A 15,857-nucleotide genomic window follows, 5' to 3' on the forward strand; every position below is an offset into this window, starting at 1 on the left:
TCAGAAATGAAAAAAGACGAGGCGTTTCTCCCGGAGGAGCGCTTCGTCTTTGTTATTTCATACGAGTTCATACCCAGTCTTTCTTGCGGAAAATGAAGAACATGCTCAGGCCCAGTGTAACCATCAGGCCAATCACAACAAAATAGCTGTATTTCCAGTTAAGCTCTGGCATATTCGTAAAGTTCATGCCGTATATACCGGTAATGACCGTCAGCGGCATGAAGACCGTGGTAATGGCGGTAAATACACGCATGATCTCATTCGCCCGGTTCGCAATACTGGATTGGTAGGCTTCTCGTAAGTTGCCCATCAGGTCGCGATAAGTCTCAAAGGTTTCAGATATTTTTACAGCATTCTCATAGATGTCACTGAAATACTTTTGCAGTTGATCATCGATGAGACGCAGATCTTTTTTGTTCAGGGTGTTAATGACCTCTTTCTGAGGTCCAAGCACTTTTTTCAGCCACAGAATCTCACTGCGTAGCCCGATAATTTCATTCAGATGTGACTTTTTGGTGTGCATCAGAATGTCTTCCTCAAGCTTCTCGATCCGTGCTTCAATTCGGTCACCTACGGTGAAATAATTATCAACAATCAAGTCAACCAGCAAATATAGCAGACGATCCGGTGTACTGATTTCCTGTTCCCACAGGATAGGTTTCAGTGTGCGCAATTCGCTGATCTTGTGCTTTGTAACACTAATAATGAAATGTCTGCCAAGGAATAAGTTAACCGCACGTAGAAATATCTCTTCATCATCAAAACGGATGCTATTAATAACAATAAAATAATGGTTCTCATAAATTTCAATCTTCGGACGTTGTTCTTCGTCACTAAGACAGTCTTCCACAGCCAGATCATGCATCAAGAACAGCGGCTGAAGTACCGCCAAATCGTCTACGTCTGCATCAATCCAGTAAAATCCTTCCGCTGGTGGAGTCAGCGCCTGCTGAATGTCGTCCACCGGAATAAATACACCGTTGTTTACCAACCGGATTTTCATCGTTAATCTACTCCTTCTGCACCCGCCAACTTGGCGGATATTATCATTATGGGCGCAAAAAGAACAAATCAGCCGGTCGGCAGCGGAGCCTGGAGATCAGGGCTGCGTTCACTATATAATCAAACGGAAGTCACTTCCCGCTGCCGGCATGCTGATGTCAATTCTCTATGCAGTTTGTCGGAATTCGGCTGCCAGTCAGGCCTCGGGTCGCCATCCATTTAATATGTCACCTCTCACATAAGGGTTTATAACACCTTGTTTAGTATACCGCTGGTACAAGGTGCTTTCAAGCGCAAAAATGTGTCTATTTCGCGCCCTGAGGCAGTGTATGACAACGGATGATGAACGGTTCCGGTCTGGGAAGCAGACATTGAACTGCAACTTGACGTGAGGGCATTAATGTAATAAAGTAGACGGTGAACCATATTAAATTACAATCTAATACAGCGAAATCTTATCAAGAGTAGGTGGAGGGACTGGCCCGATGAAACCCGGCAACCGGCGGTATACCGCACGGTGCTAATTCTTGCAGCGACTAAGTGTCAAGTGGCACTGTTGTAACTGAGAGATGAGAGAGGCGCATATCTTTTTTACATATGACCTTTCTCGAAATCCGAGGAAGGTCTTTGTCATATGCCCCGACTTCTCAGCAGTGATTTTCGCTAAGGAACTTGAGGTTGTTTGTAACGTTGGATGAAAGAGCAATTCAATGTTTTTACAAGCTCAAGGCAGTCTATAACTGTATTGATGTGAAGACATCAAGCCAGGGGTGGCTGCATCTATCTATGCACAAGGAGGAGTTAGACTTACTATGCCAATCAAAATACCCGATACTCTACCTGCAAAAGAAGTACTTGAGGGAGAGAATATCTTCGTCATGGATGAAACTTCTGCATATCAGCAGGATATTCGTCCACTCCGTATCGCTATATTAAACCTGATGCCCACAAAGGAAACGACCGAAACACAATTGCTTCGTCTGGTGGGAAACACGCCTATTCAGGTGGATGTCGTTCTCGTACATCCCAAATCCCATACGTCGAAGAATACGTCTCAGGAGTATTTGGATCTGTTCTATAAAACCTTCGATGAGATTGAGCACCGCCGTTTCGATGGAATGATTATTACGGGCGCCCCTGTGGAACAGATGGATTTCGAAGACGTGAACTATTGGAATGAAATCCAGGAGATCTTCGAATGGACTAAAACCAATGTGACTTCAACCCTCCACATATGTTGGGCTTCCCAGGCAGGTTTATACCATCATTTTGACGTACCCAAGGTTGCACTTGATGAAAAGTGTTTTGGCGTTTTCCCACATACCATCAATAAACCACATGTTCCGTTGTTGCGTGGATTCGATGAAGTATTCAACGTTCCACATTCCCGTCATACGGAAGTGAGACGCGAAGATATTGAAAAGAATGAGAATTTAGAGATTTTGGCTGAATCCGAGGAAGCGGGGATCTTCCTGGTTGCTACCAGAGACGGCAAACAGATTTTTGCCACAGGACATGCCGAGTATGACCCGTTCTCATTAAAGTGGGAGTATGACCGGGATACAGCTAAAGGGTTGGATATCGCATTGCCTAGACATTATTATCCGAATGACGATCCTTCCCGTGTGCCACCAGCTACTTGGCGCGCTCATGCCAACTTATTATTCTCTAACTGGCTCAATTACTATGTGTATCAAGAAACACCTTACGATATTGGCCCGCAAATCTAATCGAGATTACAGGAGGATGCAGCAATGGAAGACAACAACAAGTTGAAAATCGAAAGCCGCTTAGCACAAATTGGGTCCATCAATGAACCGGTTACAGGCGCCATTAACTTTCCGATCTATCAATCCACTGCGTTTCGCCACCCGAAGCTTGGACAAAGCACGGGGTTTGATTATATTCGTACGACCAACCCAACTCGCAAAGTGTTGGAAGAGGCGGCCGCAGCGCTGGAGTCCGGTGATGCAGGATTTGCCTGTAGCTCAGGTATGGCCGCGCTACAAACCATCTTTGCCATGTTCGGTCAAGGGGATCATCTGATTGTATCGCTGGATCTATACGGCGGAACCTATCGTCTGCTTGAACGCATCTTGTCCCGTTTCGGTGTAACCGCAAGTTATGTGGATACAAATGACATTGCAGCACTGGAAAATGTTCGTCAGCCGAATACCAAAGCTGTATTTATTGAGACACCAACCAATCCGTTGATGATGATCACAGATGTGGAAGCTGTCGCTTCCTGGGCGAAAAGTTACAACCTGTTGACCATTGTTGACAACACGTTGCTGACTCCATTTTTCCAACGTCCGATTGAACTGGGTGCCGATATCATCATTCATAGCGCTACCAAATATCTGGGCGGACACAATGATGTGTTGGCCGGATTAATTATTACCAAAGGTGAGGCGTTATCTGCTGAGATGGCGTTCCTGCATAATTCCATTGGAGCGGTATTATCTCCAAGTGACTCCTATCAGCTGATGAAAGGTATGAAAACGCTGGCTCTTCGCATGGAGCGTCATGAGCACAATGCACTTACCATTGCCAAATACTTGCTTGAGCACCCAGCGGTGGTTGAAGTGTATCATCCAGGCCTATCGGATCATCCGGGGTATGAGGTACAGAATAAACAATCCACGGGTAACACCGGTATCTTCTCTTTCAAAGTGAAGGATGCACGTTATGTTGAACCATTACTTCGTCATATCAAACTCATTGCTTTTGCCGAAAGTCTCGGTGGAGTTGAATCACTCATGACTTATCCAGCAGTACAGACTCATGCGGATATACCTCTTGAAATACGTGAAGCCGTAGGTGTGGATGACCGTCTGCTCCGGTTCTCCGTGGGTATTGAACATGCAGATGATCTGATTGCAGATCTCGGCAATGCTCTGACAGTTGCACAACAGGAAGTGGAAGGAGGCGTGCACTCATGAGTGAGTCCAACAACAAGCCCAATTCCGAGTTGAAATTTGATACCAAATTGCTCCATTTTGGAGATGAGATTGACAAAACGACTGGAGCGTCCAGTGTACCGATCTACCAAGCATCAACATTCCATCATTTTGATATCTTCAATCCGCCTCAACATGATTACAGTCGTTCGGGTAATCCGACACGTCAGGCTTTGGAAGATTACATCACACTGCTGGAGGGCGGTGCACGAGGATTCGCCTATTCATCGGGAATGGCCGCGATATCCAGCGTGTTCATGATGTTCTCCGCAGGGGATCACATGATTGTTACGGAAGACGTATATGGAGGTACGTATCGTTTGCTTACTTCCATATTAAGCCGTATGCAGATCGAGACAACCTTTGTAGACATGACCAATATAGATGAAGTAAAAGCGGCACTCAAGCCAAACACCAAGGCAGTTTATATGGAAACACCGTCCAACCCTACACTACGAATTACGGATATCGCTGCCGTAACTGACTGGTCGAAGGAACATGACCTGATCACGATTCTGGATAACACCTTTATGACACCGTACTATCAGCGTCCAATTGAGCTTGGTGTGGACATCGTCGTACATAGTGCTACGAAGTTTCTCGGAGGTCACAGTGATGTACTGGCAGGGTTAGCTGTTGCTCGTACGGAATCACTTGGCGTACAACTGAAACAGTTGCAAAATGGACTCGGGACTGTACTCGGGGCACAAGAATCCTGGCTTCTGATGCGCGGGATGAAAACCTTGGGGGCTCGCATGGCTCATAGTGAACGGAGCACAGCCAAACTGGCGGCATGGCTTAATGAGCGCAGTGATATTACTGCTGTCTTTTATCCTGGACTGGAGGAACATCCGGGCCGCGAGGCACATGAGCGCCAATCCACAGGATATGGAGCTGTCGTTTCATTTGACGTCGGTTCAGGTGATCGTGCAAAAGCAGTTCTTAACCGGGTGAAGCTCCCCATTGTTGCTGTAAGCTTGGGAGCTGTGGAGAGTATTCTGTCCTACCCAGCGATGATGTCTCATGCGGCAATGCCGGCTGAGGTTCGCCGTGACCGTGGCATTACAGATGGGTTGCTGCGCTTCTCTGTAGGTCTGGAAGATATCGAAGATCTCATTGTAGATTTGGAACAAGCACTTCAGGAATCCTAACAAAAGTGGATGCCCGAATACGCCGATGCGTATCACTTAATCTCGAACTAATTCTTTTCCATATGTAAAAATTTTTACTTATTTTTAAAGCACCTGTACATAAGGTGCTTTTTTTCACATGTAACCTGTGTTACGATATGTGGAGTACAGAAATACGATGTTGCCACCAGAACTTGCTTCTCTTGAACAAGTTGGGACGGATCGTTATATAATTTCTCTTCATGAGGGAGGCTTTTTTACGATGAGTACGGTAGACCGTATCTTAGATAAAGCCCTTCGGGGCGAACGTTTGGACTTGGAAGACACGATTGAGCTATTTGAATCGAATGAAGTGGACAAAATCGGGGCAGCTGCTAATGTCATTATGAAACGCATGCACCCTGAACCATACAGAACATTTGTAATTGGGCGTAACGTCAACTACACAAACGTGTGTGATGTGTACTGCCGTTTTTGTGCTTTCTACCGCAGACCTGGTTCGGATGAAGGTTATGTGCTTCCGGACGAAGTTATTTTCCAGAAGATTCAGGAAACGGAAGATGTGAATGGAACCGAGATTTTGATGCAAGGTGGAACGAATCCAAACTTGCCTTTCAGCTATTATACAGACCTGTTGAAAGCCATCAAAGAGCGTTTCCCGAACATCACGATGCACTCTTTCTCCCCAGCGGAGATTATGAAAATGGTTGAAGTATCCGATGGCCTTACATTGGAAGAAGTTGTTCGTGCCATTCACGAAGCTGGACTGGATTCCTTGCCTGGCGGTGGCGCTGAAATTCTGGATGACCGCACACGTCGGAAAATCAGCCGCTTGAAAGGTTCATGGCGGGATTGGATGGACGTTATGCAAACTGCACACCGCATCGGTATGAACACCACGGCAACGATGGTTATCGGCCTTGGTGAATCGATGGAAGAGCGTGCATTGCACTTGCTCCGTGTACGTGAAGCTCAGGACGAATGTATTGCGAACAAGTATGACTCCGAAGGTTTCCTGGCGTTCATTCCTTGGACTTTCCAGCCAGACAATACCAACCTCAAGCTGGAGCGTCAGACTCCAGAAGAGTACTTGAAGACTGTAGCCATCAGCCGCCTTGTACTTGATAATATTAAGAACATTCAATCCTCTTGGGTAACGATGGGTCCTGAGATCGGTAAGAAGTCGCTTGAATTTGGCTGTAATGACTTCGGTAGCACTATGATTGAAGAGAACGTTGTATCTGCTGCTGGTGCAACATATAAAGTTAACATTGAATCCATTCTCCGTTTGATTCGGGAGTCCGGTTATATCCCGGCACAACGTAACACCCGATACGAGATTGTGCGCATGTTCGACGAAGAGAATGCCGTACATGAAGATTTCGTAATGCAGAACTAATTCTAATTAATTCAATACTACTCTTTATAAACTTTGATCGTTAGATAAGTATTTATGAAGCCAAGCCCGCTGACTACTCCGTTTGGAGATACGGCGGGCTTTTTGATTTCTTTCTGCGGTTCGAGGTCATCAAACAGTACATGTTACGCAATTGGCGATATTTTATATTGAAATTGAACTGTTACAATGAAAGGGAACTTGTGTAGTCAGACACGCTGGAAGGGGTTAAACCGATGAAGAGAAGAATACTTGGCAAGACGAAACTGGACGTACCTGTATTGAGTTTTGGAGCATCCTCACTCGGTTCTGTATTTCGTGACATTGACCGGGACGAAGGGATTCGCACTGTACATGCGGCCGTAGATGCGGGGATGAATTACATAGACGTTTCGCCTTACTACGGGCTGACAAAAGCGGAGTCCGTGTTGGGTGAAGCCATCCGCAGCTTGCCGCGAAATTCATATATGTTATCAACCAAAGCCGGAAGGTATGGGGAAAATGAGTTTGATTTTTCACGTCAGCGGATTCTGGATAGCGTGCAAGAGAGCCTGGATCGACTGCATACAGACTATATCGACATTCTGTTCCTGCATGATATAGAATTTGTGCCAGCAAAGATCATCGTAGAAGAAGCCTTTCCAACGTTGCTGCGTCTGAAAGAGCAGGGAGTTATACGACATGCGGGCATTTGTGGATTGCCCTTGCCGTTGTTCGAGAAGGTTCTGCCACAGATCGATGCGGATGCGATCATCTCGTATTGTCATTATTCATTGAATGATACCTCATTATTATCGTTATTGCCCCTGTTGGAAAAAAAAGAAATTGGCCTCGTCAATGCTTCGCCTCTTTCTATGGGCTTGTTGAGTACCCGAGGGGCTCCTGCCTGGCATCCGGCAGACGATCGGGTGAAAGAGCTCTGCCTGAAGGCTGCCCGCTTCTGTGCAGAACAAGGTAGTGACATTGCCAAGCTGGCCGTGCAATTCTCCACATCGAATGAACGAATTCCGACAACACTGGTGAGCAGTGCCAGCCAGCGCAATATCCTCAATAATGCAGCCTGGATAGAGGAACCGTTGGATCAGAGCCTGCTGGATGAAGTGCTGCGCATTCTGGCTCCATTGCATAACGAGACGTGGTCAAGCGGACGACCTGAATATAATACGAAGCCAAGCAACACGTCAGCAGAAGCATCCAAGGGGGAGCAACGATGAGAGCCATTGTATGTGAAGAAATAGATCAATTGAAGCTCCAGGACCTGCCTCAACCAGAACGAGCAGAAGGAGAGGCGTTGGTTGCCATTCGGCGGATTGGGATCTGTGGAACGGATCTGCATGCGTACAAAGGCAATCAGCCATTCTTTACCTATCCTCGTGTTCTGGGTCATGAACTGGCGGCTGTTATTGAAGAAATCGGTCCGAACGAGGCTGGGTTACAGCCTGGGGATCAGGTAAGTATTATTCCGTATCTGCACTGTGGTCACTGTATTGCATGTCGCAGTGGAAAAACCAATTGTTGTGCGTCCATGCAAGTCATGGGTGTGCACGTAGACGGAGGCATGAGAGAAAAAATCAACGTGCCTGTCTCACATCTGCTCTCAGCAGAGGGTTTGACACTGGATGAGACGGCAATGGTAGAACCATTAAGCATTGGAGCCCATGCCGTCAGAAGAGCAGGAATTAAACCTGGTGAGCATGTGGTTGTGATTGGAGCTGGACCCATTGGATTGGGTGTGATGGCATTTGCCAAACAGGCGGGGGCGCGTGTTATTGCCGTTGATCGTAATCTGGACAGGCTGGAGCTTAGCCGGACTTGGGCTGGAGCGGATGACCTGGTACAGGCCAATGAACATGCTGTACAACAAGTAGCTGAAATTACGGGAGGCGACTATGCTACAGCTGTCTTCGATGCAACAGGTAACGTGAATTCCATGAATGGGGCCATTCAATATGTGGCGCATAGTGGTCAACTCATTTTTGTAGGACTGGTGAAAGCGGATATTACCTTTCATGACCCCGAATTTCACAAGCGGGAGATGAGCATCCTGGGCAGTCGAAACGCAACCTGTGAAGATTTTGAACAAGTCCTGTCGACCTTGCGTCAAAAGAAATTAAGCATGGATGGGTATATCACACACCGAGTGGAATTTGATGAGTTACCTACTGCAATAGATCAATGGCTTTTGCCAGATTCACATGTAGTCAAAGCTATCGTTGAACTATAATATCAATTAATTATAATAACAGAAAAAAACGCTCTCTGACCTTGGTGGACAATACTGTCCATCCATAGGGGAAGAGAGCGTTTTTTTATTTTTCCGGATTCGTTACAATGCCCGCATGTGGATCAATGTGACGCACAATGGACTTCAACCAGATCATCTCAAGCACATGTACCTCATAATAAAGTGCACCCGGGATTTGCCTGATCCATCCTTCCGCCATCGCGAGTTGTGTTGAGTCAGAAGTGGCTTCCAGAATTCCAGGTTCACGGCGTAGCCGTTTGCGTACAGCTTTTTCAACTTGAGAGCTTTGTGTGGTCAATATGCATACTTTGCGTTTGGAAGAGAAGCCCCTGAACGCAATGTACACCATTTCATAAGCAATAAGATAGGCGATTACGGAATACATCGCTTGGTCCCAGCCAAAGACAACACCAGCGGCTGTCAGTATCAACAAGTTAAGCAGCATGATTATTTTTTCGATAAGCATCCGTTTTCCGCTAAATACACGTTCAGGTGGGCGGGAAGACGGATCACCGATTTCCAGCGTATCCAGTGTCCCGCCATACCGTACGACGAGCCCAATTCCGAGTCCGAGGCATAATCCGCCAAACATGGCGGCAGCCAGCGGATGCTCTACAAGTGGCGGCATGGGATGAAGCACAATGGCACCGATCGAAAAGACAACCAGACCTAGAACAGTAACCAGTACAAATTTCTTCTGCACAATCTTGTAAGACAGAAATATAAACGGCACATTGAATAAAAATAGGAACAATCCAATCCTCATTTCGGTCCAGTGGGCGAAGAGTGAGGAAATGCCTGTAATGCCTCCAATAATAATCTTATTGGGGTGTAAGAACAATTCAAGTCCCACGGAGGCCAGAATTCCGCCCGCAATAACGAGAAACAGGTTTAACCAGCGGCGGGTAGACGATATCCTGGTCTTGGCGGTGTTTGGCACCGGATTAGCCGATATCAGAGGTGCTTTCATAGGTCATCCTCCTTAGTGCGGCTTTCGAGCCATTCTCCCTGGGTTAGTCACAGAAAGATCGGCGTAAGAGCCGCGAAGTACGTTAGTATGTCTGTTCTGTACAGACATAGGTGTTATCCTTCTTTCTGCAGCACCTTTGGTTCTTCTTTCTTTTTCCGAGGATCTTTGAACTTGAATATTTTATCCAATAAACGGAATACATGTTTGGACTCTTTGGTTAATAAAGGACCCAGAATGGCCAGAATTAGGACATACAGCGCGGCAAACGGTTGAATCATTGGCAACAGTCCCCCGGCTTTACCCATGTTGGCCAAGATAATGGAAAATTCACCCCGTGACACAATGGTTAATCCAATATTCGCCGATGCTTTGGGTGATAGTCCTGCACTGCGCCCGGCCAGCATACCCGCCAGGAAGTTACCGAACAATGTAATAACAACTGCAATCAGAGCTAACCATACGGCATCGCCACCCAAGGACAACGGATCAATGGACAATCCAAAGCTGAAGAAGAAGATTGCTCCGAAGAAGTCACGGAACGGTAGAATCAAGTGCTCAATCCGTTTCGCGTGTTCTGTTTCAGCAAGCACCAGACCAACCAGTAATGCACCAATCGCTTCGGCAACATGAATAGTTTCAGAGAAACCAGCTACCAGGAACAAGGCTCCAAATACAACTAGAGAGAATAGCTCATTCGATCGAATTTTAAGCAATTTGTTTAGTAGCGGTGTTGCTTTGCGTCCAAGGATAATCACGATAAGCATGAATCCGAGGGCAATAAGTGCAGACATGATGACGCCTCCGATGGAGGATGAATCACTAAGCACAAGTCCGGACAAGATCGAGATATATACAGCGAGGAATACATCTTCGAACATAATAATACCCAATATCATCTCTGTTTCCGGATTGGCCGTTCGTTTCAAATCGACGAGTACCTTGGCCACAATGGCACTGGAAGAGATGGTAGTTATACCTGCGATAATAAGTGCTTCTGCAACTGGGAAACCGGACACAAAACCGAATATTAATCCCAGCGTAAAGTTAATGCCGATGTAGATCGAGCCGCCAACTGCAATAGAGCGACCCGATTTAATTAAACGACCTACCGAGAATTCAAGTCCAAGGTAGAAGAGAAGGAACAGGATACCGATCCGACCCATAAATTCAATAAAAGGCTGACTCTCAATAAAACGGAAGTCCAGATGCCAGATTTTCATGGCATGTGGCCCCACGGCCATCCCGATCAGAATATAAAATGGAACGACCGAAAATCTTAGTTTTGCCGATAAAAGGCCGGCTGCTGCAATAAGCACAAGGGCCAGACCTACTTCGAATATCAAATGATCCATCTATTTACCCCCTTCCAGTCAGGAGGAGGGATTTAAACAGTTTCTGCTGATTGCGTTCGCCAACGGCTACCACCGTGGATTCTGCACTGATAACTACCTCCGGACCTGGGCTGATATGTTTTTTGTGATTTTTCTCTACAACGGCGATAACCGTTGCCCCAGAGTTTTGACGTACGTCCAATTCACCGATGGATTTACCGATACTTCCGAAGGATGGTTCGATTTTGTACCACTCGATAATCAGGTCGTCAAACGTTACTTCAATATTTTCAAGCTGTTTTGGTTTGTAAGTTAATCCGCCAACAATAGCAGCAATCTGTCGTGCTTCGTAATCGTCAAGTGTGATCATCGAGATGCTTTGATCGGGATCATCATACTCGAAGTGGTACATTTCCCGGCGACCGTCATCGTGAATAATAATGACAATTTTATCACCGCTGCTTGTTTCAATCTGAAATTTTTTGCCGATTCCCGGCAAGTCTGTTTCGCGTACATCCATGGATTGTTGCCTCCTTATAATTAGGGGCTGGCCATAGAAGACAGGCTTATTTCCCGAAAATGATTAATCTGCTGCTCAAGGGAACATCAAAAAATGCGGGTAAACAGAGCCAGAAATTCCTGACACAGCCATATGATTTGAATTTGTCGGTTTGGGTACAACAAAAATAGGTACTGTCATAAACATAGGTTTATCTAACGTGTGCTAAAAGGGTTATAAGTTATGCACAAGCGCACCGTCTTTAATTACAGAGGTGTCTTCATGCAAAAGCAACCTGTAAATACGTCGTAACGGCTAGTGAAGAGCGTTCACGTATTTTGGTGCTATAGGGGTGAGGGATACATACATGCTGGTAAACTTAATAGGTAGCAGAAATAATCTGCGTTTAAACAGACAATACCACGGTTTAAAGGACAGACCCGTTGTAGGGATTCGCAGCATCAATACCAATGCGAGGACAAGAAAGACAGGCTTATTATGCGTAACCGCAATCAGCTTGGACATAACTTGTGGGTATTTGCGAATGACAGGTTTCTGCTGGGGTTCGGGTATTTGCAACAGCACTTCCTTGTTGGAAGTTGCTTCTACAGACACCCCAACGGCAGATTCGGTCTGCATCGGAATAGGGAAGCACAAGGCTTGGAAAACGCACAAAATGATAATGATAGTGTAGTGGAGTATTCTAGGTTGTTGTCTCATTTTGGCTTCCCTCCTTTCCCGTGAAATATACTGTTATTAAAATAATAACACATTTTTGTCTTAACTCCAAACCTCTTTATAATATACTGAGAAATCATGACACGCTTTCCATCAATCCGCTTCGTATATCCCCATCGGCCTTGCCATATACTTTGAACAGGAAGGAAAGGAGTGATTCTTGTGGAACTGTTTGCTGTATGGACCGATGTATCGGGGCAAGAGGAAGCGGATCAATTTTATCGTTGTGTCAAGGAAAAAACCAAAGGTTTACATATAAGTAAAAGAGGATTTCGGCTCACCTTCAAACATAATGATGGAAGAGCAACCTGGGTGTGCAGAGGGAATGAGAATCACGAAGACTTCCAGCAATGGCTTCCCCGGATCAGTGATCTGCTCTCCCTTGGACTCGCCGACTTCATTATGGAGACACAAGAACGGAGCATGGTGGAGGATATGATCGCCAAGGCGTGTTCTGTCATGGATGAGCATGAGGTGGAAAAGGTCAATCGAATCTGCATGCCACTTCTATTAAATGGTGATCTGGATCAGCCTGGACTTCGGGAGCGCCGCCGTACTACGTTAGCCAGTGGACTACGGCAGGACCTGGAGGATGTTCACTTTTTTCACCTTGAAGGCATTATCAACTTCCGCATACGGCCATATAAGCAGGAGCTTCAGGAATTAGTGGAGTATGCGCTGGATGAGTTCTGGATGGATCGGCAGTATGAAGAGTTTATGGGGTTGTTAAAATATTTTGTGTTTTTTCAAGAAGCCAAAGTACCTCTGGTTCATCTTGTACACAAGGGAATGCATGAATTTCAGGTCCTGGATGCTGGACTTAATCTGTTACCCGTGCAAAAGGATGAACAGGTCGTTGTGGAAATGCCGGGTCTGGAACTGGAGATGGATATTGAAGATATGATTGTAAGTACACTCATCTCGATCTCTCCTGAGAAGGTCATGCTCCATACACGTACCCCGGATCTGCCAATCATCTCGACCATATGCCAGATCTTTGAAGACAAAGTGCAAATATGTCATCATTGCCCGGAATGCGAAGTGCTGCGCTCAGGATTGTTGACAGGTCTTGACGCAAGTGATCTCGGCAATTATAATAACTGTTGATCCATGAATTTTTCATGTGAACCATTGAACCAAAAGCGTTGACAAAGACAACAACCACACGCAAGATCGGTGCAGAGAGAGGAACCAAGGCTGAAATTTCCTCCAGATATCACGTATGGTTTACCCCTTTGTAGCTGCAATTTTGAAAGTGGAGTTAGAATATCGCCTTTAATGGGGATTATCCGCGAGTAAGGATCTGCCGGGTCATGCCCGTTATCGTCATGCCAATGAGGGCTGTATTTCCGAATATGGATGAATCAGCTGAATTAGGGTGGAACCACGAGTATATATCACTCGTCCCTTTGCCGGGACGGGTGTTTTTTGCGTTCCTTTGCAAAATGACTGGAATAGCAATAGATAATCAGTCCATAAATATCTGGACACAAAGGTTACATTAACAGGAGGAATGAGACAAATGGCAGTGAACATTAAATTACCGGATGGTTCGGTACGTGAGTACGCGGATGGCAGCAGCATTGAGGACGTAGCCGCTTCAATTAGCAGCGGATTGCGCAAAAATGCCGTAGCCGGCAAGCTGGATGGTATCGTGGTGGACTTGTCCACAACACTTCATGAGGGAGCATTGGTGGAGATCGTAACTCTGGATTCACCAGAAGGACTTGAAGTGATGCGTCATAGTACAGCTCACTTGATGGCTCAAGCAGTGAAACGTTTATATGGTAACAAAGAGGTACGCCTCGGTATCGGCCCTGTCATTGAAGATGGTTTCTACTATGATATGGACCTCGAACATGCGCTCAATCCTGAAGATTTGCAAAAGATCGAGAAGGAAATGGAACGTATTGTGAATGAGAACTTGCCAATTGTACGTAAGGAAGTTAGCCGCGAGGACGCGATCAAAACGTTCGAAGAAGTGGGCGATCCTTACAAACTTGAGCTGATTCGTGATTTGCCAGCGGACAGCGTGATTACGATTTATGAGCAAGGTGAATTCTTCGACTTGTGTCGTGGCCCTCACGTACCATCAACTAGCAAAATCAAAGTGTTCAAACTGATGAATGTCGCGGGTGCTTACTGGCGTGGAGATAGCAAAAACAAAATGCTTCAACGTATCTATGGTACGGCTTTTGTGAAAAAAGCACAGCTGGACGAGCATTTGCACTTCCTCGAAGAAGCTAAAAAACGGGATCACCGTAAGTTGGGTAAAGAGCTGGAAATGTTCACATTCTCCCAACTGGTCGGTCAAGGCTTGCCAATCTGGTTGCCTAACGGTGCGAAGCTGCGCCGTACTCTGGAGCGTTATATTGTGGATCTGGAAGAAAGCCTGGGATACCAGCATGTATACACACCAGTTCTGGGTAACGTGGAATTGTACAAAACATCTGGACACTGGGAGCACTACCAGGAAGATATGTTCCCGAAAATGGTAATGGATAACGAGGAACTTGTTCTCCGTCCAATGAACTGTCCTCACCATATGATGGTGTACAAGTCCAGCATGCACAGCTACCGTGATCTGCCAATCCGTATTGCAGAGCTTGGTATGATGCACCGTTATGAAATGTCGGGGGCATTAACAGGTCTGCATCGTGTACGTGCAATGACACTGAACGACTCACACATTTTTGCACGGCCGGATCAGATCAAAGAAGAGTTCGCTCGTGTTATCGAGTTGATTCAAACAGTCTATAAGGATTTCGGTATTAACGAATACCGTTTCCGTCTGTCCTATCGTGATCCGCAGGATACCGAGAAATACTTCCAGAACGACGAGATGTGGGAGATGTCCCAACGCATGCTGCGTGAAGTTGTGGAAGAACTTGACCTTCCATTCTATGAAGCTGAAGGTGAAGCGGCGTTCTACGGTCCGAAGCTGGATGTTCAGATCAAAACAGCTCTGGGCAAAGAAGAGACATTGTCTACGGTTCAACTGGACTTCCTGTTGCCTGAGCGCTTTGAACTTGAATATGTGGGAGATGACGGACAGAAACATCGTCCGGTCGTTATTCACCGCGGTGTAATTAGTACAATGGAACGTTTCACAGCATTCTTGCTGGAGAACTTTGCAGGAGCTTTCCCATTGTGGTTGTCTCCGGTACAGGCAAAAGTGATCCCGGTATCCGGAAACTTCGACGATTATGCGCGTGAAGTGGAAGCGAAGCTGAAACGTGCGGGAATCTCTGCTGAAGCCGATCTGCGGAACGAGAAGCTTGGATATAAAATCCGTGAGGCGCAGCTGGAGAAAATGCCTTATATGTTTGTTGTTGGTGAGAATGAGCGTAATGCAGAAGCGGTATCCGTGCGTAAGCGTGGAGAAGGTGATCTGGGCATGAAACCGGTCGATGAAATTATCGCTCAATTGAAAGAAGAAATTGCAACACGTTTGGTATAAATGATTTATCAGATAACCAGTGCATAATTTGCGCTGATCACTCTGCATAACGCCTGAATGACATGGGATTGACCTATGTTATTCAGGCGTTTTTTCGTAGTGTTTGCAGTAAAAAGTATAGATTAA

At 46.0% G+C, this 15,857-nt stretch carries 13 protein-coding genes and 1 riboswitch; of the genes, 8 read left to right on the forward strand and 5 right to left on the reverse strand.

The features are described from left to right. Positions 1-67: 67 nt before the first annotated feature. The gene (gene corA / locus V6668_RS09150; protein WP_074094309.1) at positions 68-1,003 is read right to left on the reverse strand and encodes a magnesium/cobalt transporter CorA; all 936 of its coding nucleotides are present in this window, start codon (positions 1,001-1,003) and stop codon (positions 68-70) included. Positions 1,004-1,454: 451 nt separating this feature from the next. Continuing rightward, a riboswitch (SAM riboswitch) is annotated at positions 1,455-1,578 on the forward strand. A gap of 236 nt (positions 1,579-1,814) precedes the next feature. Between corA and metA the strand changes: the two genes are divergently transcribed. From metA to V6668_RS09180, 6 genes are all read left to right on the forward strand, one after another. Further along, on the forward strand, positions 1,815-2,732 hold the full coding sequence (gene metA, locus V6668_RS09155; protein WP_211081144.1) for a homoserine O-acetyltransferase MetA: 918 nt from the start codon (positions 1,815-1,817) through the stop codon (positions 2,730-2,732). A gap of 24 nt (positions 2,733-2,756) precedes the next feature. Beyond that, positions 2,757-3,944 (forward strand): PLP-dependent transferase, encoded by a 1,188-nt coding sequence (locus V6668_RS09160; protein ID WP_338708224.1) that lies wholly within the window; start codon positions 2,757-2,759, stop codon positions 3,942-3,944. Then, complete coding sequence (locus V6668_RS09165) at positions 3,941-5,113, forward strand: trans-sulfuration enzyme family protein (protein ID WP_211081142.1); 1,173 nt, start codon at positions 3,941-3,943, stop codon at positions 5,111-5,113. The genes V6668_RS09160 and V6668_RS09165 overlap by 4 nt, the downstream gene beginning before the upstream one ends. 241 nt (positions 5,114-5,354) lie before the next feature. Beyond that, on the forward strand, positions 5,355-6,491 hold the full coding sequence (gene mqnC / locus V6668_RS09170; RefSeq protein ID WP_047844209.1) for a cyclic dehypoxanthinyl futalosine synthase: 1,137 nt from the start codon (positions 5,355-5,357) through the stop codon (positions 6,489-6,491). Between the two features lie 233 nt (positions 6,492-6,724). Continuing rightward, positions 6,725-7,702 (forward strand): aldo/keto reductase, encoded by a 978-nt coding sequence (locus tag V6668_RS09175; RefSeq protein ID WP_338708226.1) that lies wholly within the window; start codon positions 6,725-6,727, stop codon positions 7,700-7,702. After that, complete coding sequence (locus tag V6668_RS09180) at positions 7,699-8,712, forward strand: zinc-binding alcohol dehydrogenase family protein (RefSeq protein WP_076252422.1); 1,014 nt, start codon at positions 7,699-7,701, stop codon at positions 8,710-8,712. Before V6668_RS09175 ends, V6668_RS09180 begins: the two co-directional genes overlap by 4 nt. Before the next feature lie 85 nt (positions 8,713-8,797). Here V6668_RS09180 and V6668_RS09185 read toward each other — a convergent pair whose 3' ends face one another. The 4 genes from V6668_RS09185 to V6668_RS09200 all read right to left on the reverse strand — a co-directional run bounded on the left by V6668_RS09185 (position 8,798) and on the right by V6668_RS09200 (position 12,253). Beyond that, the gene (locus V6668_RS09185; RefSeq protein ID WP_051447155.1) at positions 8,798-9,703 is read right to left on the reverse strand and encodes a YitT family protein; all 906 of its coding nucleotides are present in this window, start codon (positions 9,701-9,703) and stop codon (positions 8,798-8,800) included. Positions 9,704-9,816: 113 nt separating this feature from the next. Next, positions 9,817-11,055 carry a cation:proton antiporter gene (locus tag V6668_RS09190; RefSeq protein ID WP_036610060.1) on the reverse strand — a complete coding sequence of 413 codons (1,239 nt, stop codon included), beginning with the start codon at positions 11,053-11,055 and terminating at the stop codon, positions 9,817-9,819. A 4-nt stretch (positions 11,056-11,059) separates the two neighbouring features. Then, positions 11,060-11,554: a cation:proton antiporter regulatory subunit gene (locus tag V6668_RS09195; RefSeq protein ID WP_036610059.1), complete on the reverse strand. Its 495-nt coding sequence runs from the start codon at positions 11,552-11,554 to the stop codon at positions 11,060-11,062. Positions 11,555-11,848: 294 nt separating this feature from the next. Beyond that, positions 11,849-12,253, reverse strand: a complete 405-nt coding sequence (locus V6668_RS09200; RefSeq protein ID WP_338708227.1) for a hypothetical protein — start codon at positions 12,251-12,253, stop codon at positions 11,849-11,851. A gap of 171 nt (positions 12,254-12,424) precedes the next feature. On the opposite strand from V6668_RS09200, the gene V6668_RS09205 reads away from it, so the two are divergent. After that, the gene (locus V6668_RS09205) at positions 12,425-13,378 is read left to right on the forward strand and encodes a putative sporulation protein YtxC (RefSeq protein ID WP_051447153.1); all 954 of its coding nucleotides are present in this window, start codon (positions 12,425-12,427) and stop codon (positions 13,376-13,378) included. Between the two features lie 415 nt (positions 13,379-13,793). After that, complete coding sequence (gene thrS / locus V6668_RS09210) at positions 13,794-15,731, forward strand: threonine--tRNA ligase (protein ID WP_036610058.1); 1,938 nt, start codon at positions 13,794-13,796, stop codon at positions 15,729-15,731. The last annotated feature ends 126 nt before the right edge of the window (positions 15,732-15,857 follow it).

It is taken from the genome of Paenibacillus amylolyticus, assembly GCF_036894225.1.
GTDB classification, from domain to species: Bacteria; Bacillota; Bacilli; order Paenibacillales; family Paenibacillaceae; genus Paenibacillus; species Paenibacillus amylolyticus.